The organism is Thioalkalivibrio sp. AKL7 (genome assembly GCF_000381705.1).
GTDB lineage: Bacteria > Pseudomonadota > Gammaproteobacteria > Ectothiorhodospirales > Ectothiorhodospiraceae > Thioalkalivibrio > Thioalkalivibrio versutus.
In genome coordinates, this window is the sequence record NZ_KB906949.1 from 380,463 (window position 1) to 404,862 (window position 24,400).

Here is a 24,400-nt window from a genome sequence, read left to right on the forward strand (position 1 = left end):
GGGCCGGTGTTCAGGCCGCTGCGGGCGGGACGGCCACACCCGCTTCGCGCAACCAGTTTCCCAGGGTGATCAGCGGTAGCCCCACTAGCGCGGTCGGGTCGTCGCCGCTCATGCGCGCGAACAGGCTGATGCCCAGCCCCTCGGACTTGAAGCTGCCGGCACAGTCCAGCGGCTGGTCCAGTGCAACGTAGCGCCGGATCTCCTCGGGGCTCAACTCGCGGAAGGTCACGGTGAACGGGACCTGGCCTGTCCGCACCTTCCCGGTGGCCGTGTCCAGCAGGCACAGGCCGGTGTGGAACGTAACCGTTTCCCCGGACAGCGCCGCGAGTTGCGCCTCGGCGTGGACGCTGTCGCCGGGCTTGCCGAGGACCTGCCCGGCGTGGCTGGCGTTCTGGTCGGAGCCGATGACCAGATGGTCGGGATAGACATCGGCGACCGCCCGGGCCTTGGCCTCGGCAAGGCGTGCCACCATCGCCTCGGGCAATTCATGCGCCAGCGGGGTCTCGTCCACCGCCGGGCGCGCGGTCTCGAAGGGCAGATGCAGCCGCTCCAGCAGTTCGGCGCGATAGCGCGAGGTGGAGGCGAGGACCAGTCTTCGTGCGGTATCAGCCATCGTCGCCGTCGATCTCGATCAGGGCGTCGTCCGGATTGGCGGCGGCCCCCTTGGTGATGTTCACTGCGGTGACCGTGCCGGATACGGGGGCGGCGATTTCCGATTCCATCTTCATCGCCTCCAGCACCAGCACTGGCTGCCCGGCTTCGACCTTGTCACCCTCGGCCACCAGCACGTCGATGATGGTGCCGGGCATGGAGGTGGTGACGTCGCCCGGCCGGGTCGCACGGCGCGACTTCTTGCCTCCGCTGGCCCCGCGGCTGCGTTCGGCGCCGCCGTTGCCGGCGGTCTCGATGCTGTCCAGGGTCTCGATCTGGACCTCTTCCGGCATCCCGTCGACCGTCACGTACATCGGGCGGGTGTCCTCCCGGTGATGGCCGGAGCCGTTGACCTGGATGTGATAGGTCTCGCCGTGGAAGGTGACGTTGAACTCCACCGGGGCCGGGCAGCCGGCCTGGGTGTTCTCCGGCAGGTTGAGCGGTTCCGGGCTGAGCGTGCCGTCGCGGCGCTGCTCCAGGAATTGCCGACCCACCTCGGGGAACAGGGCGAAGGTCAGGACATCCTCCGGGCCCCGGGCGAGGTCTCCGATCTCGTCAGTCAGGGTGGCCATCTCCGGCTTCAGCAGGTCGGCCGGGCGGCAATCGATGACATCGGCATTGCCGATGGCCTGTTGCCGCACGACGCTGTTGATCGGGCCGGGCGCCCGGCCGTAGTGCCCGGTCAGGTATTGCTTCACCTCGTTGGTGATGGTCTTGTAGCGCTCCCCGGCGAGGACGTTCATCACCGCCTGGGTGCCGACGATCTGCGAGGTGGGGGTGACCAGCGGCGGGTAGCCCAGGTCCTCGCGGACCCGTGGGATCTCTTCCAGCACCGCGTCAAAGTGATCCAGCGCGTTCTGGTCGCGCAGCTGGTTCGCCAGGTTGGAGATCATCCCGCCGGGCACCTGGTTGATCTGCACGCGGGTGTCGACGCCGGTGTACTCGCTCTCGAAGCGCTGGTACTTCTTGCGCACCTCGTGGAAGTACAGCCCGATCTTCTGCAGCGCGACCAGATCCAGGCCGGTGTCGTGCTCGGTGCCGGCGAGGGCGGCGACCAGGCTCTCCGTTGGCGGGTGGCTGGTGCCCCCGGCGAATGCCGAGATCGCGGTCTCGATATGCCGGCAGCCGGCCTCGATGGCCTGCCAGTGGCACAGCTCGGACAGCCCCGATGTGGCGTGGGCGTGCAGGTGGATCGGCACGTCCAGGGCATCCACCAGCTCGGTGACCAGCTCGCGGGTGGCGCTCGGGGTGAGCAGCCCGGCCATGTCCTTGATCGCGATGCTCTGCGCGCCCATCGCGACCAGCTCGCGCCCCAGGGCGACGAATTCGGCGGCCGAATGCACCGGTCCGGTGGTGTAGCAAAGCGTGCCCTGGGCGTGGCCGTCGGCCTCGCGGGTGGCCTCGATCGCGGTGCGCAGGTTTCGCGCGTCGTTCATCGCGTCGAAGATGCGGATGATGTCGATGCCACCGGCGATCGAGCGCTCGACAAAGGCGCGCACCACGTCGTCGGCGTAGTGGCGATAGCCGAGCAGGTTCTGTCCGCGCAGCAGCATCTGCAGGGGGGTGTTCGGCAGCGCGGCCCGCAGCTGGTGCAGCCGCTCCCAGGGGTCCTCCTTGAGAAACCGCACGCAGGCATCGAAGGTGGCACCGCCCCAGACCTCCAGCGAGTGAAAGCCGATGGCGTCCATCTGCTCGCAGATTGGCAGCATGTCCTCGGTGCGCATGCGCGTGGCAATCAGGCTCTGGTGGCCGTCGCGCAGGGTGACATCGGTGATGTGAACTCGGTCCATGGTCAGTCCGGTGGCCGGGGTTATAACCCGTGGTGGGCGGCGAGGGCTGCGGCAACCGCCACGGCCAGCTGGCGGTCCGAGCGCTTGCCGGGGAAGTGCGTCAGCTCCGGGTGGGCCGCGACGAACCCGGTATCGAAGTGCCCGCTGCGGAAGGTCGGGTGGTCAACGATGGCCAGGTGGAACGGGATGGTGGTCTTGACCCCGAACACGCCCATGTCCCGCAGGGCACGATTGGCGCGGGCCAGCAGGTCGTCCCACTCCAGGGCCCAGCAGATCAGCTTGGCGCACATCGAGTCGTAATGCGGCGGGATGGTGTAGCCGGTGTAGATGGCCCCGTCGGTGCGCACGCCCGGGCCGCCCGGGGCGAAGTAGCGGGTGATGCGGCCGAAGCTCGGCAGGAAGTCGTTCTTCGGGTCTTCCGCGTTGATGCGGAACTCCATCGCATAGCCGCGGCGGGTGATCTGCGATTGTTCGTAGCGCAGCGGCTCGCCGGCGGCGATGCGCAGCTGTTCCTGCACGATGTCGACCCCGGTGATCATCTCGGTAACTGGATGTTCCACCTGAAGTCGTGTGTTCATCTCCATGAAATAGAATGAATCATCCGCGTCCATCAGGAACTCGACGGTGCCGGCGTTCTGGTAGCCGACGGCGAGCGCGGCGCGCACCGCCAACTCGCCCAGATACTGGCGCTGCGCCTCGTCCAGCTGCGGCGAGGGGGCGATCTCCACCAGCTTCTGGTGGCGGCGCTGCACCGAGCAGTCGCGTTCGAACAGGTGGATCGCATGGCCGTGGGCATCGCCGAGGATCTGCACCTCGATGTGTCGCGGATTGACCACGGCCTTCTCGAGGAAGATCTCGGTGCTGCCGAAGGCACGGGTGGCCTCGGAGCGCACGCGCTCGAAGTTGTGCTCCAGAGCGGCGGCATCCTCGCACAGGCGAATGCCGCGTCCGCCGCCGCCATTGGTGGCCTTGAGCATCACCGGGTAGCCGATGCACTCGGCCACCTCCAGCGCCGCGGTGACGCCCTCCAGGTTGCCCTCCGAGCCGGGTGTGACCGGCACCCCGGCCTCGATCATCGCCCGGCGCGCGGCCACCTTGTCGCCCATGCGGCGGATCACCGACGCATCCGGGCCGACCCAGATCAGATTGCGGGCGGCGCAGGCCGCGGCAAAGTCGGGGTTTTCGGAGAGGAAGCCGTAGCCCGGGTGCACCGCGTCACAGCCGGCGGCGCGCGCGACGCTGATCAGGCGATGGATGCTGAGATAGCCGCCCATGGAGTCCGGGCCGATGGCGTAGGCCTCGTCGGCCTTCTTCACGTGCAGGGCGTGGCGGTCGGCATCGGTATAGACCGCGACCGAGATGATCCCCAGTTCGCTGCATGCCCGGATCAGGCGCACGGCGATTTCGCCCCGGTTGGCAATGAGCAGCTTGCGAATCAAACGGAAGGCCCCGGGCAGGTCGATGACAACCCGAGTATCGACGTCGTTTGGGGCGGCTGCAAGTTTCTGTTTCGCTTTGACAGATCGCCCTCGCGCGCGTATATTCCGCGCCCTTGCAACCGAGCCGTTTATGAGTCGCATCCCCGTTTCTCTTGACCCGTGGCAACCGCGTGCGCGGCACCTGGAATTCGAGGGTGACCTGCGTGCGGAAGAGCTGCCGCGGTTGCGTGCCGATGCCCTGGCGGGACACCCGTTGCGGGTGCACGCGCAATTCCAGCTGAAACGCGGGGCGCTGGACGAGATACGGCTGAGCGGGACGATTACCGGCGAGCTGTGGCAGACCTGCCAGCGTTGCCTGCAGCCGATGGCATGGGAATTCCGCCTTGAACCGGATGCCGTGCTGCTGCCACCGGAAGGCACGCCGGCGGGCATGAGCGAGGGCGATGACTTTGTCGCTCTCGAGGCGGATGGCCTGTTGCGCCCCGCGGCATGGGTCGAGGAAGAGATCCTGCTGGCGTGGCCACTGGTGCCGCGCCATGCGGACTGCGAACCCGCCGCCGGGGCCGAATTCGAGGAAGGCGAGGGCGCCGAAAATCCGTTCGCGGTGCTCGAACAACTCAAGAAGGGCGGCCCGGACCGGGGCGGCTCATGACGTGAGCGCCGGCCGGGGCATTGTCCGGGCCGAACCGTTATACTTGCGCCCGATTTGATACCGGGCTCACTCCCGTCGCCACGGGATTTTGATCAATCTGGAGATGCATCATGGCTGTTCAGCAACGCCGCAAGACTCGTTCCAAGCGCGATATGCGCCGCTCCCACGACAGTCTGACGGGCGCTACTCTGTCGACCGACCCGACCACCGGCGAGATCCATCGTCGTCACCACATGACTCCGGATGGTTTCTACCGCGGTCGTCAGGTGATCCAGCAGGCCGTCGAAGTCGACGAAGACGAAGATTAAGGTCCAGGGAATGACCGTCCCGGGGCCACGGCTGCGTTTGCGCCGTGGCCTTTCCGCGTTTGAATACGGCCGCTGTGCGGTCGTCCGTCGGGCCCGAGCATGACTGCCAGTTTTACCATCGCACTGGACGTGATGGGCGGCGACCACGGTGCGTCCGTCATCCTTCCGGCTGCGCGCCGTTCACTGAAGGTCGCAGACGATTTCCGCCTGTTGCTGGTCGGTGACCAGGAGACCATCGAGTCCGGGATATCCGGCTGGTCCGCGAGCGAACGCGAGCGGGTCGAGATGGTGCATGCCAGCCAGGTGGTCGGCATGGACGAGTTGCCGGCCGTGGCCCTGCGCACCAAGCGCGACTCCTCCATGCGGGTCGCCATTGACCAGGTGAAGAACGGGGCGGCCCAGGCCTGCGTCTCCGCCGGCAATACGGGTGGTCTGATGGCCACTGCGCGGTACGTCCTGAAGACCCTCCCCGGCATCGATCGTCCGGCCATCGCCACGGCCCTGCCGTCGATGAACGGGCATACCCACATGCTCGACCTGGGCGCCAATGTGGATGTCGAGGCCGCGCATCTGTATCAGTTCGCGGTGATGGGATCGGTGCTGGCGAATGCCGTGGACGGCCTGGAGGCCCCGCGGGTCGGCCTGCTGAACATCGGCTCCGAGGCGATCAAGGGCAATGACCGCGTGCGCGAGGCCGGCCGCATGCTGGAAGAATCCAGCCTCAACTACATCGGCTTCGTCGAGGGGAACGACGTCTACTGTGGCGATGTGGACGTGGTGGTCTGTGACGGCTTTGTCGGCAACGTCGCGCTGAAGATCAGCGAAGGCGTGGCCAAGATGATCTCCTCCAAAATGAAGGCGGAGTTCGATGCATCGGTGTTTTCTCGATTGTCCGGCCTGTTCGCACTGCCGGTACTGCGCCGGATCCGTCATCGGTTCGACCACCGCCGTTACAACGGTGCTTCGCTGCTGGGCTTGCAGGGTGTGGTGATCAAGAGCCACGGCAGTGCCGACGAGCTGGCCTTCGAGCACGCGATCCGCATTGCCCGCATCGAGGCCGAGGCGAACATCTCGAGTCGGATCGACAAGCAGCTTGGCCAGCTCCTGGGCCAGGAGACAAGCGAGTGAAGCATGCACGCATCAGCGGGACCGGGAGCTATCTGCCCGAGCGCATCCTGACCAACGCCGAGCTGGAGGCGATGGTCGATACCTCGGATGCCTGGATCCGCGACCGCACCGGAATCCGCGAGCGGCATATCGTCGCCGAGAACGAGGTGACCTCGGATCTCGCGCTGAAGGCCGCCGAGCGTGCAATGGACGCCGCTGGCATCCGCGCCGCCGACCTCGACCTGATCCTGGTCGCAACCACCACCCCCGATCAGATCTTCCCCAGCACCGCGTGCATCCTGCAGGCCAAGCTGGGTGTGGGGGGCTGTCCGGCCTTCGATATCCAGGCGGTGTGCAGTGGGTTCGTGTATGCCCTGGCCACTGCCGACCGCTTCATGCAGAGCGACGAGATCCGGCATGTGCTGGTCGTGGGGGCGGAGACGCTCTCGCGCATTACCGATTACACCGACCGCGGCAACTGCATCCTGTGGGGCGACGGTGCGGGTGCCGTGATCCTGTCGCGTTCGCCGGACCCGGGCATCATCTCCACGCACCTGCATGCCGACGGCCACCACAAGAGCCTGCTGGAGGTTCCGGGTGGCGTGTCGCAGCCGGACAGCAACCCGGATCTCGACTTCATTCGCATGGAAGGCCGAGCCGTCTTCCGCGTGGCAGTGAATACCCTGGACCAGATCGTCGACGAGACCCTCGAGTACAACGGGATCGACAAATCCGAGCTGGACTGGCTGGTGCCGCACCAGGCGAACATCCGCATCATCCAGGCGACCGCGAAGAAGCTGAACATGTCCATGGACAACGTCGTGGTCACGGTGGATCGTCACGGCAACACCTCGGCCGCGTCCATCCCGCTGGCGCTGGATACCGCCGTGCGCGACGGTCGTATCAAGAAGGGTGACCTGATCCTGACCGAGGCCTTTGGCGGCGGATTCACCTGGGGATCCGCGCTCATCCGGATGTAACCGGGGTCCGCGGACGCGTCATCGCGAGGCGCGCAGCGCCGTGGCGATCGACCGGGAGGGTCCTCGGCGTCCTGGGGAAACACAAGGAGCATTCGGCATGGGCCGCGAGATCGAACGCAAATTCCTGCTGGCCAGTGATGCCTGGCGTGACCGTGTCGTGCGTGCGCAGCGCATGCGCCAGGGCTACCTGTGCGGCAACGACCGCGCGTCCATCCGCGTGCGGGTGGACGAGGGCGGTGCCAACCTCAACATCAAGAGCGCGACCCTCGGCGTGGAACGCGACGAATACCAGTACGACATCCCCGTGGACGAGGCCCACCGCCTGCTGGACACGCTGGCCGGCCCGCAGGTCGAAAAGACCCGCCACTGGGTGGACGTCGAGGGCTGGGAATACGAGGTCGACGTGTTCGAGGGCGCCAATGCAGGCCTGATCGTCGCCGAGCTGGAGTTGCCGAGCAGCGACGCCGAATTCCCGCGTCCGGACTGGCTGGGCGAGGAGGTCTCGCACGACCCGCGCTACTACAACACCGAACTCGCCCGGAATCCCTATCGCGAGTGGCCGGATGCCTCCTAGCGAGATCTTCGCCGCGGACTGCCGCGCCTGCCCGCGGCTGGCGGGCTTTCTGGAGGACGTGCGGGCGAAGCACCCCGAGTATCACGCCGCGCCCGTGCCGTCCTTCGGCCCGCTGGATGCGCGGCTGCTGATCGTTGGCCTGGCACCCGGCATGCACGGGGCCAACGCCACCGGGCGCCCGTTCACCGGCGACTATGCCGGTGTGCTCCTGTATCAGACCCTGCACGAACACGGCTTCGCCAGTGCACCGGAGAGCGTGCGCGCGGACGACGATCTGGAACTAATCGACTGCCGCATCACCAACGCGGTCAAATGCCTCCCGCCGCAGAACAAGCCGACGACCGAGGAGATCCGCACCTGCAACGGGTTTCTGGCCGCCGAGATGACGGCCATGCAGCCACGGGTGATCCTGGCATTGGGCAAGATCGCCCACGACGCCATCCTGCGTGCGAAGGGCCTGCCGCTGTCGAGTCTGCGCTTCGCCCACGGCGCCGAACACGCGCTGGACGCACACACCCGTCTGATCGACTCCTACCACTGCTCGCGCTACAACACCCAAACCCGCCGCCTGACCCCCGCCATGTTCGCCGAACTCTTCGCCCGCATTCGCACTTACCTCGCGTAGATATTCGCGTCGGAGGTCAAATCTTCCAGTCATTGCGAGGCGCTTAAGGCGCCGTGGCAATCGGCGGGGCCGGCGAGGCGGTCAACTACTTATGCGATCAGCACCCGAAGTGGCGGCAAAAGTGGGCGCGGATATCTGCAAAGGTTGGTTCTCCCAGTTTTGCGTACTGGTGGGTGATCGGTCGGCTGCTGAGGGTGAAGATCTTGTCGTAGCGGACCCAACTCGTTTTGGGAAGAGAACCCTCTGTCAGCACCTCGGAGGTGATTTCGAACGCATGATCAGCGTCTCCCTAACGCGGCGGAGTCTCCGAAGCGATCGACCTCGGAAAGGACCAAAACGGGGCGGCGTTTGCGGGTCGTCAGGTCTGAAAAGGGGAATGGGATTGCAACGATGGCCCCCGGCTCAGCGATCATCCCAGACCTAGTCCTCGGGGGTGTCCCAAATCGGTCCCAGTGTCGTCTCCTGCGCCTTCTTGAGGTCTTCGATCGGGGTGTCACTCAAACCGTGCTTCGCCTCCAGATAACCAATGAAATCGAGCACCTCGCGCGAGAGGGGCTCCGGCAGGCGCTTGGCCTCCTGATAGATCTGTTCGGCGATGTCCATGGCTCGACCCTCTCGATACGTTGGCTTTCGGGGCGGGAGGCAAGAGAAAAACTGAGTATCAGGATAGCCCGGACATCGCCGGGCTCGCACGCGGGCTATGCCGGGCGGCGGGGGAGTTCGGGTATCCTGAAAGGATCATGAGTACCTCCGAAACCGGATTCGATCACAAGCGCTTTGTGCAGACGCTGACGCAGTCGCCCGGCGTCTACCAGATGCTGGATGCGGCCGGGAACGTGCTGTACGTCGGCAAGGCGCGCAACCTGAAGAGCCGGGTCCCCAGCTACTTTCGCGGGAGCGACGACCGCGGGCCGCGCATCCGCTCGATGGTGCGGCAGATCGCGGATATCCGCGTCGCGGTGACGCATACCGAGGCCGAGGCGCTGCTGCTGGAGGCCAACCTGATCAAGCGTCACCGGCCGCGCTACAACGTGCTGCTGCGCGACGACAAGAGCTATCCCTACATCTACGTCTCGAACCAGGAATACCCGCGCCTCGGGTTTCATCGCGGCGCGCGCAAGAAGGGTATGCGCTACTTCGGGCCGTACCCCTCGGCCGGCGCGGTGCGCGAAAGCCTGGCGCTGCTGCAAAAGCTCTTCCAGGTGCGCCAGTGCGAGGACAGCGTGTTCGCGCACCGTTCGCGCCCCTGCCTGCAGTACCAGATCGGGCGTTGCACCGCGCCCTGTGTCGGCTACATCTCGCCGGAGGACTACGCGCGCGACGTCGAGGCGTCGGTCAAGTTCCTGGAAGGCAAGAGCGAGGCCGTGATCGAGGAGTTGATGGAGCGCATGGAGGCGGCCTCGACGCGCCTGGACTTCGAGCATGCCGCGCGCCTGCGCGACCAGATCGCACGGCTGCGCCAGATCTCCGAACAGCAGTTTGTCTCCGGCGGCGAGGGGGATGCCGACGTGTTTGCCCTGGCGCAGGAGGCGGGGACCTGCGCGGTGGAGATCTTCTTCGTGCGCAACGGGCAGAACCTGGGCAACAGCGAGCTTTTCCCGAACGTGCCGGAGGCGACCGAGACCGACGAGATCATGGCCGCGGTGCTGGCGCAGTACTACGCGGAACGCGAGCCGCCGGCGCGCATCCTGCTGTCGCACGAGCCGCAGGGTGCCAAGACCCTGGAGGCTTACCTGGCCGAGCGTCGCGGCGGCAAGGTCGCCCTGGCCTGGTCGCTGCGCGGTGACCGCGCACGCTGGCTGGACATGGCGCGGCGCAATGCCGAACTGGCCCTGAAGACCCGCATTGCCAGCCAGGCGGGTCAGACGGCGCGCCTGGATGCGCTGACCAGCGAGTTGGCCCTGGAGGAGACGCCCAAGCGCATGGAGTGCTTCGATATCTCGCACACCGGCGGCGAGGGCACGGTGGCCTCCTGCGTCGTGTTCGGGCCGGAGGGGCCGATCAAGTCGGATTATCGGCGCTTCAACATCGAGGGGATCGAACCGGGCGATGACTACGCGGCCATGCATCAGGCGCTCAGCCGGCGCTTTTCACGGCTCAAGAAGGGCGAGGGGCAGGAACCGGATATCCTGTTCATCGATGGCGGCAAGGGTCAGGTGACCCAGGCGCTGAACGTGTTGGCCGACCTCGGGCTGGACCACATCAAGGTCGTGGGCGTGGCCAAGGGCGAGGAGCGCAAGGCGGGCATGGAAACCCTGATATTGAGCGGGGTAGAGGCGCCCTCTATACTCCCCGCGCATTCGGGTGCGCTGCATTGGATCCAGCAGATCCGCGACGAGGCCCACCGCTTTGCGATCACCGGGCACCGCGCCCGCCGTGCCAAGGCGCGCAAGGAGTCCACCTTGGAGGCGATCCCGGGGCTGGGGCCGAAGCGTCGCAGCGCACTGCTGAAGCACTTTGGCGGCCTGCGCGGGGTCAGCCGGGCCGGGGTCGAGGAGCTGACCAAGGTGCCGGGGATTCACCGCCGGCTCGCGCAGGCGATTTACGACCAGTTTCACGAGAGTTGAGCCACTGCCATGTTTCCCCAATTGCCCACCTGGCTGACCTGGTCGCGGATCGTGATGATCCCGTTACTGGTGCTCGCGTTCTACGGCCTGTCCATGCCGCAGGGCGGAATCGTGGCGGCCATCATCTTCGCCCTGGCGGGCGTGACCGACTGGCTGGACGGCTATCTCGCCCGGCGCTGGGAGGTGACCAGTCGGTTCGGGGCATTCCTCGATCCAGTGGCGGACAAGCTGATTGTCGCCGCGGCCCTGGTGCTGGTGGTGGACCACAACCCCGAGCTCGGCATTGCGCTGGCCGCGATCGTCATCATCGGGCGCGAGATCGCGATCTCCGCGCTGCGCGAGTGGATGGCCGAGGTCGGTGGCAGCGCCAAGGTGGCGGTGTCTTGGGTGGGCAAGGTGAAGACCACCGCGCAGATGGTGGCGATCTTCCTGCTGCTGTGGGCCGAGCCCATTGTCGGCCTGCCGACGTTCGTGATCGGCGAGTGGCTGCTGTACCTGGCCGCCGCCCTGACCCTGGTCTCCATGATCCAGTACATGCTGGCGGCCGCGCGCTCGCAGTAAGGGGCGGCGTGTTTGTCGGCCGGGGCTTTGGGGCTACACTGCGGACACCTGCCCGGTGCTGCGCGTGGACTGCCCATGCCCGTTTCTGATCTTGATCTTGACAACACGCAGACCCTGGAGGCCCTTCAGGGTCTGTTGCCGGGTTTTGTCTATCAATTGCGCAGGACGCCCGATGGGCACTTCGACTATCCCTACGTGGGTGAAGTGGTGGAGGGCTGGTTCGGTGTGGATCGTGCGGCCCTCAAGAAGGATGGGGCGCCATTGTTGGACTGTATCCACCCCGAGGATCGCGAAGCGGTGATGGGGAGCTCAATGGAATCGGTCGAGCATTCGGAGCCCTGGCTTCAGGAATTCCGCATGCAGTGCCGCGACGGCACAGTGATCTGGCTGTCCGCCTATGACACCGCGCGTCGGCTGGCGGATGGCACGATCATTTGGACCGGCTTCGCCACCGATATCACCACGCGCAAGGAGCTCGAGACGGAACTGCGCCAAAGCGAGGCGCAGTTCCGTGCCTTCGTCGAGACTGCCAGCGACGTGATCTATTCGCTGCGCCCGGACGGCGTGCTCACCTACGTCTCCCCCAACTGGACGGAGAACCTCGGCTATCCGGTCAGCGCGGCGATCGATCACTCGATCGACGAATATGTGGACCCGGAGGATCTGCCCGCGTGTTACGCGTTCCTGCAACGGATTGCGGACACCGGGAAGAAGGAAAGCGGTATCGAGTACCGCATCCGCCACCAGGACGGGCATTACCGCTGGCACACCAGCAATGTCTCGCCCGTGCTGGACGACGCGGGCCGGGTGACGGCGTTCCTCGGCATCGCTCGGGACATCACCGAGCGCAAGGAGACCGAGGCGCAGATGCAGCGCCTGGCGCATTACGATCCGTTGACCGACCTGCCCAATCGGACCCTGTTCTACCAGATCCTCGATCACGAGCTGACCGGCGCGCGCCGTGAGGACCAGCAGGTCGCGCTGATGTTTGTGGATCTGGACGAGTTCAAGCCGGTCAATGACCAGCATGGTCACGCAATGGGGGATCGGCTCCTGCGTCTGGTGGCCCGGCGGCTGTTGGGTTCCATAAGGCAAAGCGATGTGGCGGCGCGCATCGCGGGCGACGAATTCGTGGTGATGCTGCCACGCTTCCAGTCGGCGGAGACGAGTCGTGCGCAGGCCGTGGCAATCGGCGAGAAGATCCGGGCTGCGCTGGCCGAGCCGTTCGACTGCGACGGGACCGAGGTTCAGATCTCCTGCAGTATCGGGGTCGCCCTGTTCCCGCTGGATGCGGCGGATGGCCCTGCGTTGTCGCGGGCGGCGGATGCGGCGATGTACGTGGCCAAGAACGCCGGGCGCAACCAGGTGGTCGTTTTCGACCGGGCGGTGCACGGCGGAGATGCGATTGGTTACCGCGGGTATTGACCTGCGGCCAATCTGCGGTAGAATACGCGCCGATAACGAAGAGCGGGAATAGCTCAGCTGGTAGAGCACAACCTTGCCAAGGTTGGGGTCGCGAGTTCGAATCTCGTTTCCCGCTCCAACAGATTTTTGAAACCCCGGTTCGCCGGGGTTTTCTGTTTCGGCCTCTGGAGATGCGCCAGCATCTGTGGGGCCGAAACCCACCCGATACAGGCTGGGTGGCAGAGTGGTTATGCAGCGGATTGCAAATCCGTGTACGCCGGTTCGATTCCGACCCCAGCCTCCATCATTGCAGCACCTGCGACAGGCCGCCCTTTGGGGCGGCCTTTTGCGTTTGCGGCGCCCGCACCCGGGGTGTTGGGTGTCGCCGGTCAGGGTTCTGCATGAAGCCCCGTTCCCTCAATGCGCGAGGCGCGGCAAAAGCCCCCCGTTTTTCGTGGGGCGGGTGCTTCGGACGACGCCAGAGCCGAACTTGCGCATCGGGCGCGCATTGCCGATCAGTGCATGGCACTATGCGGGAGTCCGCCTTCCCGAGAGTGTGTGTGCGCGCAACGGATTTGCCCCAATCGGCCCGAACCAGGCGGCCCCTGCTACGGTGGGTGCGGGAGATGCGCGTTTTCCGCGGCCTTGGCCTCTCGTTGGCCTGCCTGCTCGTTGCGTTCGGGGCGCCGTCCTCCGCGGCCTCCGCGCCGGATCTGCGCGTGGGCGTGTACGACAACGCGCCCAAGGTCAGCGTGGACGCGCACGGGGAGGCCGACGGCCTGTTCGTCCGCCTCCTGGATTCCATCGCCCGCCGCGAGCATTGGCAGATCGAGTACGTCCCCTGCGAATGGGCGCAATGCCTTGCCGATCTGCGCGAAGGCCGGCTGGATCTGATGCCCGATGTGGCCCGGACCGGCACGCGCGAGGCATTCTTCGACTTTCACCAGATTCCGGTCGTCCAGGGCTGGAGCCAGGTATACGCGTTCCCGCAGTCGGGGTTCGGCAGTCTGGAATCCATGGGTTCTCGGCGCATCGCCGTGCTGGAGGGTTCGGTGCAGGAAAGCCACCTGCGCCGGCAACAAATCGGCGACCCGGGTCTCGAGTACCAACTGGTTCCCTACAGCGATCTCCCCGCGGTGCTGGCCTCGGTGCCGGCCGGCGAAGCCGATGCCGCCGTCAGCAATAACTTCTACGGACGCCAGCACGCCCGCGCCTACGGGCTGGTGGAGACGCCGATCACCTTCGGCCAGGTAGGTCTGCACTATGCGGCCGCGCCGGGCGCACAGGCGGAGCGTCTGGCACTGATCGACGCCTATCTGGAGCGCTGGAAGCCCCTGGCGGGCTCGCCCTACCAGGAGGCCCTTGAGGCCACGCTGCTCGCGCAGGACGAGCCGGGCCTGCCGGGCTGGGTGATGTGGGCTCTGCTCGCAGCGCTGGCTCTGGTATTGCTGTTGGCGGTGATGGGCGTGTTCCTGCGCTGGCAGGTGCGTCTGCGTACCAGTGAGCTAAGGGCGGTCAACCAGCGTCTCGAGCACGTGCTGGACAGCGGACCTGCGGTGACCTACCAGCTCGATGCCCGTACCTTCGAGCCCTTGTGGGTTAGCCCCAATCTGCAGCGCCTGTTCGGGATTGAACCTGCGAGCGCGATGCGTCCTGGTTGGTGGGAACACCAGTTGCACCCCGAGGACCGAGCGAATGCGCTGCGCGAGAATCAACGCCTCCTTGAGGATGGTGAGATCGTGCGCGAGTTTCGCCTGTTCGATGGCTGGGGCAAGCTGCGCCACGTACGTGACGAGATACGCGTGGTGGCGAGCGATAACGTGCGCGGCGGGCAGGAAATCGTCGGCAGCTGGACCGACCTGACCGCCAGCATGGAGCAGAAGGAACAGCTCCGGCAGATGACGCACTACGATGCGCGTACCGGCTTGCCCAATCGCGCCCTGTTGCAGGACCGTCTGGGCCACACGGTGGAACGCGCCATGGCGGACGGCGAGGCGCGCTGGGTTGTGCTGATGGACCTGGACCGCTTCCGCAACGTGAACGAGACCCTGGGGACCGCGGCGGGGGATATCGTGTTGCAGGGCATTGCACAGCGCCTGAGCCAGGCCCTGTCGCCCGAGGACACGGTAGCCCGTATCGGTGCCGACGAGTTCTGCCTGATCATCGAGAGCCCGCCCGAGGAAGCCCTCGGCACCTTCGTGCAGTCGCTGATCGATACCCTGCGGGCACCCTTCGAGATCGCGGGGCGCGCGCTGGTGCTCACGGCGAGTGTCGGTGTGGCGCGTTTCCCCGACGACGGCCAGACGCGCGAAGAGCTCCTGACCGCCGCCGAGCTGGCGATGCAGGATGCGCGGCGCCGGGGAGGGGACAGCTGGTGCGCCTACGACGCCGAGATGGGCACCCTGACCGAGCATCGGCTGTTCCTGGAAAACGACTTGCGGCAGGCCATCGTCAACCACGAGTTCGTGCTCCACTTCCAGCAACAGTTCAACCTGGCCAGTGGCGAGTGCGTGGGGGTCGAGAGCCTGGTGCGCTGGAACCATCCGCACCGGGGCATGGTATCCCCCGCAGAGTTCATCCCGCTGGCCGAGGAGACCGGCCTGATCCAGGCGATCGACCGCTGGGTGCTGGAGGCGGCCTGCCGCCAGCTCGCAGCCTGGGACGAGGCGGGCCGGAACATCCCGATGATCGCCGTAAACTTGTCGGCGCGCGAGCTGCACGACGAGCAACTCGTCACCACCGTGCGCGAGACCCTGGGGCGCTTCGCCATCGCGCCCGAACGCCTGGAGGTCGAGCTGACCGAAACCATGATCATGGAGTACCCCGAGCGCGCCCTGGCGGTCCTGCGTCGGCTGGACAGCCTCGGCGTGCGTCTGGCCATGGACGACTTCGGCTCCGGCTACTCCAACCTCGCGCACCTGCGTCGCCTGCCGCTGCACCGCCTCAAGGTCGACCAGTCGCTGGTGCGCGACATCGGCCATTCCCGCCACAACGAATCCATCATCCGCGCGATCATCGCGCTGGCCGCCGCCCTGGAACTGGACCTTATCGCCGAGGGCGTGGAAGAAGAACCCCAGCGCGCCTTCCTGCTGCAGGAAGGCTGCGCCATCGGCCAGGGTTTCCTGCTCCACCGCCCGGCACCGGCCGCTGACCTGTTCCGCTAATCGTGTGGTGATGGAGTTCCGAAGCGTCGAGCTGGCCTTGCTAGTGGTGCGCGCCCGGAAAATGCGGCGAGCCGAGCCCGGACGGAGCTATATTTGTACCGGGCTCAGAGAGTGCTGGGTGGCGGATTTTTCGTGTGCCGGAAGCCCGTGATCAGGATGCGAATTTGTCCCTGAACCGCGTCACGGGCTTGGCACCAATGCGGCGGAATCGTGAGGGAAGAGCTGCCGGGCGGCCGTCATGCCTTGCAGATAGCGCGTTTGGCGGGCATCGCACCGGGCCGTGAGATGGGTTGGTGTTCCGATGGCGCTGCCGAATTGCTGCAACATGCGGCTGGCCGCACGGATGAACTGATCGGTGCTGCGGTGCTGGGAAAACCGACGCGATGCATCTGTTATCGTTCTTCTTGGATCAGCTGCCTGTGGTACCCCATGGGTACGCCTGAATGGGTTTGGGATAAGAGCCACCCATCCTACGGTGGCCGGTGGTCCACCCCATCTGGCCGCAGACGTTGCCCTCATTCTGCGAACTCAGCGGCAGTAGGGGAATACCAAGACACGCAGGGTGCCACAATGAGTAATCAGCTTTTGTCGGTTGTTATTCCCACTGCCAATCGCCCTCAATTTTTGCCGCGTGCGGTGACAAGTGCCCTTCACTCTGCACCCGACGGGAACGTCGAAGTCATTGTGGTACCAAACGGTCCGGATGAATCGTGGCAAGCTGTTGCTGAGTCTTTCCAAGAAGACCGGCGCGTTCGTTGGGAACCCATCTCCACGGCGCACGCTAATGCAGCACGAAACCATGGGCTTGCGTCATCGCAAGGTCTTTTCGTTCGATTTCTCGATGATGACGACTACCTTTACCCGGAGGCTAGCCGGAAACAATGCCGGGCGCTTCTCGACTCAGATGCCGATATGGCTTCGGGTGATGTCGAAGTTGTTAGCGACCGAGGGAATCTCATACGTACCCTTGTCCAACCCGCAGTAAACGATTTTGTTGAAGGTACCTTAAGCCCTAGCCGACGATCCCAGCAGGGTGGTCATCTGTATCGACGAGAATTGCTCGATGGGTTGAGGTGGGATGAAAGGTGCCGCGTGGGGCAAGATACTATATGGATGATCCAGTTGGCCGGGCTTCGTGAGCTGAATTGGATAAAAACCCCAGGACCGGTAGCGGCCTGGATGCAACATCGTGGGACCAGAGTCTCGCGGGGCCGGGATCCGGGCGATGCCGCCTTGAAGAATATCGTAGAGCATATACAGTGGGCGGTTACCGAATTGGATAGGCAGGACAGGCTCACTGATGAGCGCCTGCTGGCGGCTTCGCAGTCCTTGTGGTCCAACCTGCAAAAGGGCCTTCGATACGACTTCATGTATTGGGAGCGCGTCGCCAGAATTGCAGAGAAGTACGCACCTAACTGCCGCCCGCCTTCAAGAATTCATCGTTTTCCGATTGCCAGAGATCTGCCTCCGTTAGTTGTTGAGACGGGCCTGATCCCAGTGAGGACTGCTTATCATCCAGTAAGGGTTTTTCTTGACGCGATTGGTGTGAGTCGGGTTTAGGATGGGGGCAATCAAAGGAGGCGTTGAATGATGCCATCCTGCTTTCTCAGAATGCCCACTCTGTATCATTTTGCATGACTGTGCAGTGGCAAACGGACTTGCGGTTTGCTTCGGAGTCCTCCGTCTGTGGTCGAAGTACACCGCGGCACATCCCTGTGCCGAGGGAAGCGCCGATTAGTGAGCGTTACCCAAAAAGGAAATGCCTCTGGCTACGCACCCTGGTCGCTGCGTTAAGGCATCGATGTGAACTCCATAAAGAGGCTTATCGTGAACGGGTTACCCAGCATTGACGTGGTATATACCTGGGTGGATGAGTCCGACCCCGAGTGGCAGTCCCTTTATCAAGAGTCGGTGAGGGGTCGACAGCAAGTCGTCGGCGAACACCACAGCGCAAGCGATGCGGCAAGGTTTGTTTCGCGCGGTGAGCTATATTATTCGATCAGATCAGTGCGGCGGCACGCACCCTGGGTTCGGAATATTTATGTCGTGAGTAATTGTGCACCGCCCTCTTGGTTTGGCTTGTTCTCCAATTTGTTGTATGTGCATCACGAGGATCTGTTCCCTGGTGGGCGGGGTTTGCCCACTTTTAATTCACATGCGATCGAGACGGTGCTTCACAGGATAGAGGGGTTGTCGGAGCGTTTTATTTATTTTAATGATGACGTATTTCTCTGTAGGGATGTCGAGCCGGAAGATTTCTTTTGTAGTGAGGGTGGCGCATTTTTCTTTCCTTCGCCGCATGATATTCCGTACGGGCGAGACTCTAGCTCTCTGCGTCCGGTGGATCAGGGGGCGATCAATTCTGCAGCGCTGTTGTTTGGAAGCTTTAAGCGGAGGCCGGAAAAGAAATTGCATCACACTGCCCATCCTCTGATAAAAAGTATTCTTCGCGAAATAGAATATCATTATGCGGAGCCTGTCGAGTCCACCCGTGGTCACGCGTTTCGACACCCGGAAGATGTCGCTATGGCGACCACATTGCATGCCTATTACGCATACTATACTGGGCGCGGAATGCCGAAGGGCATTGCTACACGATATATAGACATTGGGGACCCGAGGTTTGTCTGTTTGGTTCATCCCTGGTCTCCGCTGATGCGGGGGAAATACGTGACGTTGTGCCTGAATGAGGTAACGGATATTCGTCACTTGAAGGGGCTGAGGGACAGAATCGTTGCTCGGGTGCTATGCCGGTTGTTTGATAGAGAGCAGGGTTGAGCATATGACAAGACAAAGTAAGACAGTCATTACATTTGGAACATTCGACGTATTTCACATTGGGCACCTGAGGCTTTTGGAGCGCGCGCGCGGTTATGGCGACCGCCTGGTCGTTGGGGTGTCAACAGACGCTTTCAATGAGTCTAAAAAAGGACGGGGACCCGTCTTTCCGGAGAACGAGCGGATGCAACTGGTGGCGGCGCTTAAGTGCGTGGATGAGGTGTTTTCAGAGGAGTCGCTGGAGAAGAAGCGAGAGTACCTGTTGCGCTGGCAAGCCAATGTGCTGGCGATGGGTGATGACTGGGCAGGACGGTTTGACGAGTTCTCGGACATCTGCCAAGTAGTCTATTTGGAACGCACGCCAGCGGTTTCAACGACGGCCGTTATCGAGAAGATTCGGACATAGCGAGGTATGTCTGTAGCCGCTCGATGCAGCGATCGGCGGCTTTTCCGTCACGGTGGCGGCGGTACACGGCATGCTGCGTAGACGTGTGTTGTTCGCGATGAGCTCGCCAGTACCGGTCCGGAGTGGCAAGGGCTTCTTCCAGCGTTTGGGTGAGTCGCTCCAGGTCATGGACTATCGGGCCGAAACGGTACTCGGGGCCAAGGGAGAATCCCTTCCGGAACGGGGCGGGAACGTCAAGGAATATGGTGGGGCGACTCAGTAGCAGGTAGTCGAACGCGATGGATGACCAATCGCAGATCAGGACGTCGCTGACCAGCAAGATTTCTTCGGTGTCGGGATGCTTGTCTGAGGGCAGGCATCGAATATGGGGGTGCTGAGCGGTTGCTCTGCTTCGGGTGTTGAGGTGAGGCCGAAGGAGAATCGTAGCATTGTGGTGGGTTGCCACGTTGGTCAGTGCCTCGAGAAAGGTTTCTTCATCGTGCCCGAATGGGTAGATCGCTCGTCCGGCGTCGTCCTGGGCCCACGTCGGGGCGAACAGAATTAACGGGCCGGTGACCGGCAAGCCGAGCCGTTCCCGGATTTCGGGCGGAGTAGATTCCGGCTGCAAAAGCCGATCGGTTCTAGGGTAGCCGGTTGCAACAACCCGCTTTGAGTCAAACCCGAATCGATCCGTGTATAGCTCCCTGTGGAGGGGGGATGCCACCCATACTTCGTCATACCGGTGCTGGGTCCGGAAATCGTCGGCATCAAAGCCCTTGAAAGGGATGCCGTGCCAGACATCGAAAAACCGGATATCTGTAAGCGCCAATAAGGGCTGGAGGGTGTGCAGACCATGGTCGCTGATGATGGCGTGTGCACGCGCGAGGTGCAGGCTGGCGGCAGGCGCGGTCAGGAGGGTGCTACGGGTTCCTCGGGATCGGAGCTCTCGCTGGTAGAGCGGATCCAGGGTGAGAAATCTCACATCCATTTCGGGATGGCGCGTGCAAAACGCGTTGTAGAGAGCCAGCAGGTTTCCGTTCAGCTTGTGGCCATAGAGCAGGATGGTGGGTGGGGGGGGCGAAGGGGCCTTGCGCAGTTTGAGTAATGGCCGGATCAGAATCGCTGCCAGGACGTTGAAGGCGCTGGCGGACAGGTACAGCCAGTGGCTCGGTTTGCGTTTGTCGATCTTCATGCGGATGAACGCGGTGGAACGGAGCCACGTCCCGGCGCCAGGTTGCGGTAGACACCGAGAAATGCGTCGCGGGTGCTCGCGTGGTCAAAGTGTGCGAGAGCGTGTTGCCGGCCTTGGCACGCAAGCCTGTCTTTCAATGTCTTGTCCGCCAGGAGGCTGCGTATGTCTCGCAACAGAGCGTGGCAATCGCCAGGGGTGGGGCGCAGGCCGTGATCGGGGGAGGGTATTGCGTGTCGTATGGCGGGCAGATCGGACGCAATAACTGCACAGCCGCAGCCCATGGCTTCGACGATGACGAGGCCAAACCCCTCCTGATCGCCGTCGGCGGCTTCGACGAATGGAAAGACTGCGATGGAGGCTTTCCGGTAGTGGGCGGGCAACTGGGCATGGGGCGTGGCGCCCAGGAAGTGCACGCTGGAGTCGAGATCGAGTTTCCGGGCCAACGTCTCCAGCTGCGGTCGCAAGGGACCATCGCCGATGATGTCCAGTGTGGGCCTTTCATCTTCGCCAAACTGGGCGAGTGCTTCCAGCAGGCCCGAGAGCCCTTTTTTCTCGACCAGTCGCCCGACGAAGACGAGGTGCTTATCCTGTCGCGCAGTATTATTGTCCCCGGGCGTGAAGAGACCCTGCAAGTCGGTGCCCATGGGAATGACCACGGGGGGGCTGCGTGGCTTTAAGGCTTGCAAGGGTTCTACCATGGCCGGGCTCACGACGGTCGTGGCGTCGCAGTGTGAAACGACCCAGCGTTTCAGGCGGGTCATCCAGCGGCCTCGTAGCGCGAACAGATCGCCACCATGCGAAGTACAGATGACCGGGATATGTCTACGGCCCGCTAGCGCTCGGGCCAGGATGGCAATCAGTCCCTGTGGGATCAGCCAATGCGCATGGATCAGGTCGATCGCGGGTTCGCGTCGCAGGCGCCGGGTGATGGCCCATAGCTGCGACAGGAAAAACGTGGGTAGCTGAAACAGGCGCCAGGGGTTCTCCCGCAGGCGTTGTGTCATGCCGCCCTGGTAGGCGGCCGCCTGCCAGCGGGGGATCCAGTAGCGATAACGCTGTACGGGTATGCCTTCCAGTGTTTCCGCGCGCGCGGCGCCAGGGGTGTGGGGTGCGAGGAGTTCGACCTGTGCATCGGGCGAGAGCGAGCGCGCGAGATCCAGCACGAAGCGTGGTTCCGTGTCGCCCTCCCAGCGGGGGAGGGTGGAGGTGAGCATCAGTACCCGGGCCGGGCGTGCTGGCGCGCGGTTCTGTGGTTGGCAGGTCATTTGTACGGAACTGGCGAGGCGTTAGCCGTGACGTTCGTGAGGGCGGCGGGTGCCGGCGACGGCTTTTGTGCCCCCGTCCTTGTACATCAATTGGGTGATCTGCTCGGAGACCAGGCCGATCAGGAAGATGACCACCGATGTTGTGAGGAGCAGGGCGCTCATGTTGGTGAAGCGTCCGGCGGTAATGAAGGTGAACAGGTAATAGCCGAGCCCCACCAGAAAAAAGCTGAGGCTGACCGGGACAAAGAGTTTCAGGGGCGAATACAGGGTGCCGATGCGGAAGATGATCAGCAGGAAGCGGATGCCGTCCTTGGCGAGCCGGATGTGGCTCGTGCCAATCCGGGGCGCCGCGGTGATCGGTACGTACGCGACCGGGTAGCCGGCGCGGAAGAAGGCCATGGTACTTGTCGTTGGGTAGGAGAAGCCGTTTGGCAGAAGCGAGAGGAACTCGCGGAACTTGTCGCTGCGCACGGCACGAAACCCCGATGTGAGGTCCTCGATGCGATGGCCGGTCATGTAGCTGGCGAGCCGGTTGTAGAACCGGTTGGCCAGGCCCCGGAAGATACTGGCCTGAGAACCACTCTGGCGAGCGCCCACGGCCATGTCGAAACCCTTGTCGAGTTGTTCGAGCAGACGCGGGATATCGGCCGGATCGTGCTGGCCGTCGCCGTCCATGAACACGATGACATCCCCCTCCGCTGCACGGGCCCCGTGTTTGATGGCGGCGCCGTTCCCCATGCTGTAGGGGTGGGAGATCACCCGGGCCCCCGCCCTTTCCGCGGTCTCGGCCGTGTCGTCCGTGGAGCCGTCATCGATGACGAGGATCTCTGCATCCGGGAGGAGCCGGAAGATGCCCGCGATGACATCGCCAACCGCGGCTGCCTCGTTCTTGGCGGGGATCACAACACTCAGTGCGGTTTTCATTACGTAACGTAGTCCTGTGCTGGCCGGCAGGATGGGCGGAACTTTACGGTGCCTGGTCCGCCGGTTCCAGGCGGCCCTCCTGGCGGTCGATATGCTCCGATGTTTCAAGGAGGCCTCGATAAGCCTCAAGCCTTTGGCGCCACAAGCGGCCTTCCAGCGGGCTGGCCGGAATCAGCGCCTCGAGTTCATCGAGGAACTCATACGCCTCTTCATATTGCCCAAGGTTGGCCAGCAGGGCGGGTGCCTGAAAGGCTGCGTGAATATCCGGGCGTTCGCGCACCGCCTCCTTGAAAAGGGGAACGGCCGCTTCCGGCTGACCCTTTTCCACGTAGGCATAGGCCTTGGCCAGCAGAAGGTGGGAGCGCGTGAACGACCGCTCACCGTACCGTGGGTTGTCGAGCAGGGCATCCGCCAGGCGAATCAACGCCGCGTGGGTTCTGGGCGGGCAGAGCGGCGAGGGCTCTGCCCGCCGGGCCGTACGGTTCAGCTCCATGGCTACCGCGGGGCGGTAGAGGGATGAGGTGCGCAGCGCCCTTTCAACTTCGGCCAGCAGTTCGGGGAAGGAGTCCTCGTTGTTCACGCAAATGGCCGTGCGCTGGAGTTGGGAGAGAAGCACTTCGGGCTGTCTGTCTGCGGCCCGGTCCAGGGTCTGTCGGGCGTTTTCGAAATCGCCAGCGGCCATATGCTGCATCGCCAGGAACTGGTGGGCCCGGATGGAGTGTGGGTTGTACTCGAGCCAGAGCTCGGCGTTGACGCGTTTGTCGTTCCAGTGCGCGGTGACTTGGAACAAAACCAGCGTGTACACCAGGGCGTAGGCGAGGAGCACAACAGCCGCCACGCGGAAGTGTGCAGGCGAGATGGTCAGGGCGAAATACACCAGGGCAAAGAACAGCCCGAATGCCGGGACGTAGTTGCGGTGGGCGAAGTACAGTTCCAGCCCGATATGGGTGGACTCGAGGATGTGCCCGAGCAGGAAGAAGCCGAGCCCGAAGACGAACCATGGTGCAAGCCGACGCAGGGCAATGGCGGCCGCCACCAGCGTTCCCCAGAAAAGCCAGGCCACCAGAGTGATCGGCGGTTCCAACCAGCCGCGGGATGGCGGGATGTGATCCATGAAGGGTGTGACAGCAACAGCCTGCGGCAGCAGCAACTGGCGGAGATAGTCCAGCAGGATCACCGGCTGGGTGAGCAGGCGCTCCACGGGTGTGAAATCCCGCCGGGGCCCGTAATCCCCGCGCTGCAGGGTCTCGATGAAGCCCAGCCCCAGGTAACCCAGGATGAACAGACTGGGCAGGAGCACCAGCAACCCGAGCGCAAGCCGCTCGACCGTTCCGGTCAGCCACTGTTCACGTGGGATCCACAGGACCAGGATCGTCAGGGCCAACAGCGGCAGCAGGGCCCCGTTCTCCTTGGAGAACGTGGCCAGCAGGGTACCCAGCCCGAGGCCCGCAACCAGGGCCGCAAGGCGCAGGTTGCGTCGATCGGTCAGGTGCGCCCAGACGAACAAAGCCAGTCCGGCAAACAGGAACAGCGCCGAAAGGCTGGTCATGCGCTGGATGACCATCAGGTGCGTGGTCGCCAGGAACGGAGCGAGCCCCCAGAGCAGGGCGACGAAGGCGCCGATCCAGCGCGCACGCAGCGCATCCTGCGGCGGGCCGATGCGAGCCAGGCCGGCCGCCAGGAAAAACACCGCGAGGATCGACAGCAGGTGGATGCCGAAATTCACGGCAAGCATGGCTTCGGGACGGGTGTCCCAGGCATCGGCCTGCAGGGCGAAGGTCGCGAGCGAAACGGGCCGTCCCAGAGGGCCGGCGTTGCCGGCAAGGATGAAGTGGAGTGCGGTCCGGATATCGTCAACTTGGATCAACTGAGCCAGGTTGGGCCAGTCGTCGAACAGCCAGTAACCGGGCAGGGCTAGGGAATAGGCGCCGGCGACTAGGGCAAGCCCGGCCACAAGGAGGACAAATGGCAGAAAGCGGCGTTGGGGGCTCTGAGGCGTCTGCATGGTGTCGGGCCTTGGGGCGTTTGAATGCC

Annotated in this window: 21 protein-coding genes, 2 tRNA genes and 1 pseudogene; 15 read left to right on the forward strand and 9 right to left on the reverse strand. The window is 64.1% G+C overall.

Annotated elements, in window-relative coordinates:
- Positions 1-10: 10 nt before the first annotated feature.
- The 3 genes from G315_RS0106805 to G315_RS0106815 are packed head-to-tail and all read right to left on the reverse strand — an operon-like array spanning position 11 to position 3,880.
- Positions 11-613 (reverse strand): nucleoside triphosphate pyrophosphatase, encoded by a 603-nt coding sequence (locus tag G315_RS0106805; protein WP_019612183.1) that lies wholly within the window; start codon positions 611-613, stop codon positions 11-13.
- Entirely contained in the window at positions 606-2,441 is a 1,836-nt protein-coding gene (gene oadA / locus G315_RS0106810; RefSeq protein ID WP_019612184.1) for a sodium-extruding oxaloacetate decarboxylase subunit alpha, read from the reverse strand. The genes G315_RS0106805 and oadA overlap by 8 nt, the downstream gene beginning before the upstream one ends.
- A gap of 20 nt (positions 2,442-2,461) precedes the next feature.
- Positions 2,462-3,880, reverse strand: a complete 1,419-nt coding sequence (locus G315_RS0106815) for an acetyl-CoA carboxylase biotin carboxylase subunit (RefSeq protein WP_019612185.1) — start codon at positions 3,878-3,880, stop codon at positions 2,462-2,464.
- A gap of 130 nt (positions 3,881-4,010) precedes the next feature.
- On the opposite strand from G315_RS0106815, the gene G315_RS0106820 reads away from it, so the two are divergent.
- The 6 genes from G315_RS0106820 (at position 4,011) to G315_RS0106845 (ending at position 8,126) form a co-directional block, all read left to right on the forward strand.
- Positions 4,011-4,532 (forward strand): DUF177 domain-containing protein, encoded by a 522-nt coding sequence (locus G315_RS0106820; RefSeq protein ID WP_018144164.1) that lies wholly within the window; start codon positions 4,011-4,013, stop codon positions 4,530-4,532.
- A 110-nt stretch (positions 4,533-4,642) separates the two neighbouring features.
- Positions 4,643-4,840 carry a 50S ribosomal protein L32 gene (gene rpmF / locus G315_RS0106825; protein WP_018144163.1) on the forward strand — a complete coding sequence of 66 codons (198 nt, stop codon included), beginning with the start codon at positions 4,643-4,645 and terminating at the stop codon, positions 4,838-4,840.
- 99 nt (positions 4,841-4,939) lie between these two features.
- Positions 4,940-5,968: a phosphate acyltransferase PlsX gene (gene plsX / locus G315_RS0106830; RefSeq protein WP_018144162.1), complete on the forward strand. Its 1,029-nt coding sequence runs from the start codon at positions 4,940-4,942 to the stop codon at positions 5,966-5,968.
- Positions 5,965-6,927: a beta-ketoacyl-ACP synthase III gene (locus G315_RS0106835; RefSeq protein ID WP_018144161.1), complete on the forward strand. Its 963-nt coding sequence runs from the start codon at positions 5,965-5,967 to the stop codon at positions 6,925-6,927. Before plsX ends, G315_RS0106835 begins: the two co-directional genes overlap by 4 nt.
- Before the next feature lie 97 nt (positions 6,928-7,024).
- Positions 7,025-7,501: a CYTH domain-containing protein gene (locus G315_RS0106840; RefSeq protein ID WP_018144160.1), complete on the forward strand. Its 477-nt coding sequence runs from the start codon at positions 7,025-7,027 to the stop codon at positions 7,499-7,501.
- Positions 7,491-8,126 (forward strand): uracil-DNA glycosylase, encoded by a 636-nt coding sequence (locus tag G315_RS0106845; RefSeq protein ID WP_019612186.1) that lies wholly within the window; start codon positions 7,491-7,493, stop codon positions 8,124-8,126. Before G315_RS0106840 ends, G315_RS0106845 begins: the two co-directional genes overlap by 11 nt.
- A gap of 420 nt (positions 8,127-8,546) precedes the next feature.
- On the opposite strand, the gene G315_RS0106850 is transcribed toward G315_RS0106845, so the two are convergent.
- Entirely contained in the window at positions 8,547-8,729 is a 183-nt protein-coding gene (locus G315_RS0106850) for a DUF2281 domain-containing protein (RefSeq protein ID WP_019612187.1), read from the reverse strand.
- A gap of 137 nt (positions 8,730-8,866) precedes the next feature.
- Between G315_RS0106850 and uvrC the strand changes: the two genes are divergently transcribed.
- From uvrC to G315_RS0106880, 6 genes are all read left to right on the forward strand, one after another.
- Positions 8,867-10,693, forward strand: a complete 1,827-nt coding sequence (gene uvrC / locus G315_RS0106855) for an excinuclease ABC subunit UvrC (RefSeq protein ID WP_019612188.1) — start codon at positions 8,867-8,869, stop codon at positions 10,691-10,693.
- Between the two features lie 9 nt (positions 10,694-10,702).
- Entirely contained in the window at positions 10,703-11,254 is a 552-nt protein-coding gene (gene pgsA / locus G315_RS0106860; RefSeq protein WP_018170035.1) for a CDP-diacylglycerol--glycerol-3-phosphate 3-phosphatidyltransferase, read from the forward strand.
- Positions 11,255-11,329: 75 nt separating this feature from the next.
- Positions 11,330-12,679, forward strand: a complete 1,350-nt coding sequence (locus tag G315_RS0106865) for a diguanylate cyclase domain-containing protein (protein ID WP_019612189.1) — start codon at positions 11,330-11,332, stop codon at positions 12,677-12,679.
- A gap of 42 nt (positions 12,680-12,721) precedes the next feature.
- A tRNA-Gly gene (locus G315_RS0106870) sits at positions 12,722-12,797 on the forward strand.
- Positions 12,798-12,888: 91 nt separating this feature from the next.
- Positions 12,889-12,962: transfer RNA gene (locus G315_RS0106875), tRNA-Cys, on the forward strand.
- 415 nt (positions 12,963-13,377) lie between these two features.
- Positions 13,378-15,822: an EAL domain-containing protein gene (locus G315_RS0106880; protein ID WP_026338836.1), complete on the forward strand. Its 2,445-nt coding sequence runs from the start codon at positions 13,378-13,380 to the stop codon at positions 15,820-15,822.
- A 180-nt stretch (positions 15,823-16,002) separates the two neighbouring features.
- Here G315_RS0106880 and G315_RS14735 read toward each other — a convergent pair.
- Positions 16,003-16,176: pseudogene (locus G315_RS14735) on the reverse strand (transposase); the annotation flags it as partial.
- A gap of 216 nt (positions 16,177-16,392) precedes the next feature.
- Here G315_RS14735 and G315_RS14150 point away from each other — a divergent pair.
- The 3 genes from G315_RS14150 (at position 16,393) to G315_RS0106890 (ending at position 19,006) form a co-directional block, all read left to right on the forward strand.
- A complete protein-coding gene (locus tag G315_RS14150) occupies positions 16,393-17,382 on the forward strand; it encodes a glycosyltransferase family 2 protein (protein ID WP_196801697.1) in 990 nt (329 codons plus the stop codon).
- A gap of 267 nt (positions 17,383-17,649) precedes the next feature.
- Complete coding sequence (locus G315_RS14155) at positions 17,650-18,600, forward strand: stealth conserved region 3 domain-containing protein (RefSeq protein ID WP_196801698.1); 951 nt, start codon at positions 17,650-17,652, stop codon at positions 18,598-18,600.
- 4 nt (positions 18,601-18,604) lie between these two features.
- On the forward strand, positions 18,605-19,006 hold the full coding sequence (locus G315_RS0106890) for an adenylyltransferase/cytidyltransferase family protein (RefSeq protein ID WP_026338838.1): 402 nt from the start codon (positions 18,605-18,607) through the stop codon (positions 19,004-19,006).
- Here G315_RS0106890 and G315_RS0106895 read toward each other — a convergent pair.
- The 4 genes from G315_RS0106895 to G315_RS0106910 form a co-directional block, all read right to left on the reverse strand.
- A complete protein-coding gene (locus G315_RS0106895; protein ID WP_019612193.1) occupies positions 18,984-20,177 on the reverse strand; it encodes a CDP-glycerol glycerophosphotransferase family protein in 1,194 nt (397 codons plus the stop codon). The genes G315_RS0106890 and G315_RS0106895 overlap by 23 nt on opposite strands.
- Positions 20,174-21,391: a glycosyltransferase gene (locus tag G315_RS0106900; protein ID WP_019612194.1), complete on the reverse strand. Its 1,218-nt coding sequence runs from the start codon at positions 21,389-21,391 to the stop codon at positions 20,174-20,176. The genes G315_RS0106895 and G315_RS0106900 overlap by 4 nt, the downstream gene beginning before the upstream one ends.
- Before the next feature lie 72 nt (positions 21,392-21,463).
- A complete protein-coding gene (locus G315_RS0106905) occupies positions 21,464-22,366 on the reverse strand; it encodes a glycosyltransferase family 2 protein (protein ID WP_019612195.1) in 903 nt (300 codons plus the stop codon).
- A gap of 43 nt (positions 22,367-22,409) precedes the next feature.
- Positions 22,410-24,371, reverse strand: a complete 1,962-nt coding sequence (locus tag G315_RS0106910; protein WP_019612196.1) for a tetratricopeptide repeat protein — start codon at positions 24,369-24,371, stop codon at positions 22,410-22,412.
- Positions 24,372-24,400 lie beyond the last annotated feature (29 nt).